The organism is Bartonella jaculi (genome assembly GCF_039543045.1).
Classification (GTDB): Bacteria; Pseudomonadota; Alphaproteobacteria; order Rhizobiales; family Rhizobiaceae; genus Bartonella; species Bartonella jaculi.
The window spans coordinates 1-2,863 of record NZ_BAABIZ010000072.1 but is presented as its reverse complement, the minus strand read 5'-3'; the positions used below and the strand labels follow the sequence as shown (position 1 = coordinate 2,863).

The window sequence follows — 2,863 nt, the reverse complement described above, 5'->3', positions numbered from 1 at the left end:
ATTTCAATATGTTAGTATTTTACAGATCTTAAAAAAACAACTCATATTGATAATACAACCTCTAAATTCAATCAATAGTATATGTTTCGAGGGGGTTTTGACAATTTTTGCACCTTCAAAACCTATAGAGAAATGAATATACATAACTCTGTTTAAACAAAGCTTTTGAAAAGGATAAAGCTCTCTTTTTAGAATAACGCATGATAAGCTATTCCTTTAAGATTGTAGGTAATTAACTTAACAAGATGATAGCTTATAGAGTGTAATTTTAAACCAATATTGAAAAGACTTTTATGATGTTAGCATGCCCGTCATGTGAGCATGCTTTAATAAGTCTATCCAGTTTCTTTAATTTCTAATTTTGGTAAGTTCTTAACGATTTTCATTGTTTCTAAACTTACCGTAATAACCCTTTGAAATAATTCCAATGGATAAGCAGGGTTGCCCATTGTCTCAACAGCATAGCGATTGGCATCATTCACAATGCCACTTTTTTTATCGGTCTTAACACATTGACGACCCATAACCCATTCAAGAGCGGGCTTGCCATTCACGATATATTCATAAGCTTCAAGAGGGATATCAGTCATTATGATATTGCTGTTATAAATAACCGTCGATTTATCCTTTTCCTTACTATCCTTAATTTTTGCGAATTTCATTTCAGTTACATAATAAAACTTTTCTGGATTAGAGATATCAGTCTGTTTAGGATTACCTTTTTTAAAGGTTACTGGATAAGGTTCCACATCTTCATAATTCACGTGCAAATGACCTAGTTCACGTCCTGCTGTCACAAATTTCCAAAAATCCTCAGCGCTTTTTACGCAAGGAATACGAGGCAATTCTTTAGAAAGGTTATCAGCATAACGAGTACGATAATCTTCCGAATGTAAAAGACCATAAACATAATAGAATAGATCATCTTTTGTTATATTCTCATTCGGATAAGCCGCTTTAAAATGGGCTAGACCTTCATCCGTAATGGCATCACGTCTCTGTAAACCAGCACTTTTACTTTCTTCTATAGCATTTGCAAACAAATGGGATTGTTTCTCACTTTTACTTTTTGAAACCGTAGTATCTTCATAAATATATCTTGGAAAGCATTGACCTGTATCTATTGCATGAAAATCAGGTACTTTCTTAATCATGATGACAGAAAAGTTTTTTGTTGCTCCTGTACTTGTAAGTTGTATCACCTTATTATCAACCGCTTGCCCTATCGGGAATATACGCGGCATTTGATAAATTGCTTCATTAAAGGTATGATTATAATAAAGCCATTGTTGTGTAAAAGGGCGATATGAACTTTGCATAAGGCACGTATCTTCAAAGTCAAAAAACTTTCCTCTAATTAATTGCTGTTTAATACTAAAACTCCAACTAATTTTTTTCACATCTGAATTTACGAAATCATTTACAATTTTTACACGTGACTTACGTTCAGCATGTGGATAGATATTACTAAAACGTTCTACTTCACAGTTATAGAAAGTAATCATATTACTCATGTTGTTAGCTAAAGCTTTACGACTCGAATTGTACGCCCAAGCATCACGGCTGGTTGTAATACCGCAGGACAAAGTTTTAAACAGCTTTTTACCACGTCCTTTCTTATACCCAATGGCTAAAAATTCTTTGAAACTATCATCACGTTGATTGATCCAATCACCATGCTTATCTGGTGTAATCATTTGCCAGCTTGATTTATTTGTAATTCCAGTAATACTACCAAGGGCCTCGATTATCGTAAGCTTTTCTTTTCTACTGAGATAATCCCCAATATCACGGAAATATATCTTCCCACGCTGTTGAGATTCTGAATTTTTGACGAGAATCGAAATAGCAATAGGCGCCCGAGAACCTTCACCAAAAATTCCATCACCTTCTTTTTTACGTTGTTCTCCAGACGTTCGTGCATTCCCCCGCAAATGGAAAATATAAAGACTGCTAAATTCCTCAACGAGGCATTTGCGTAAACCGGTCATAGAATTTGCATCTATAAAACTTGCATTTGTGACAAAGCCAATAACACCACAGTCCTTTATACGGTCACTAGCCCAGCGAATGGCACGAATATAACTATCATAAAGATTACGCATATTGGTTGCTTTAGATTGTGCAGCATAAGTTTCACTGATACGATTATCTAATATCGGATAAGGACTATTCTTTGCATTATCATTAGCGCTTTTTTGTCCTATGGAATAAGGAGGATTGCCAAAGATAACTTTGATATTCAGTTTTTTCTGATGTTCTAAATATTCGCTGTTTTCTTTAAATAATTCTTGTAACAGATTTTTCTCTTCAAGCATCCGAAACGTATCGGTTAAACCAATATGTTTGAAGGAAATGTAATCTCCTTTCATAAGACTATGATAGGTCGATTCAATGTTAATCGCTGCTATGTAATAAGCGAGTAAAACAATCTCATTGGCATGGATATCATGACGGTATTTATATTCCATATCCTCCGGTTTTATGAGATTTGATTGTAACAGCCGTGTGATAAAAGTACCAGTACCCGTAAAAGGGTCAAGAATAGAGACACCACGTGATCCCAAGCTTTTTCCAAATTCATTGCGCAAGACATCATCAACAGAGTGAATGATAAAATCAACAACCTCAACGGGGGTATAAACAATCCCAAGCCTATCCGTGGTTTTCTTAAAAGCCTTGGTAAAAAAGTCTTCATAAAGCTTGATAATAAGGTTCTGTCTTGCTTGGGGGGAGGTAATTCCAGAGGCACGGAATTTTACACTGTCATAAAACTCTTGTAACTCTTGAGAGATTTGCTTGATATTGGTTTTATCCAACTCAGCTAAGATCTTTTCCATAGCTTGCGAAATGGCATTGTTTT

At 35.0% G+C, this 2,863-nt stretch carries 1 protein-coding gene; it reads right to left on the bottom strand.

Going from position 1 to position 2,863, the window contains the following annotated elements; genetic code table 11:
- Positions 1 to 335 precede the first annotated feature (335 nt).
- Positions 336 to 2,863: type ISP restriction/modification enzyme (locus ABD915_RS09195; RefSeq protein ID WP_345117592.1), on the bottom strand; the 2,528-nt coding region annotated here is incomplete at its 5' end.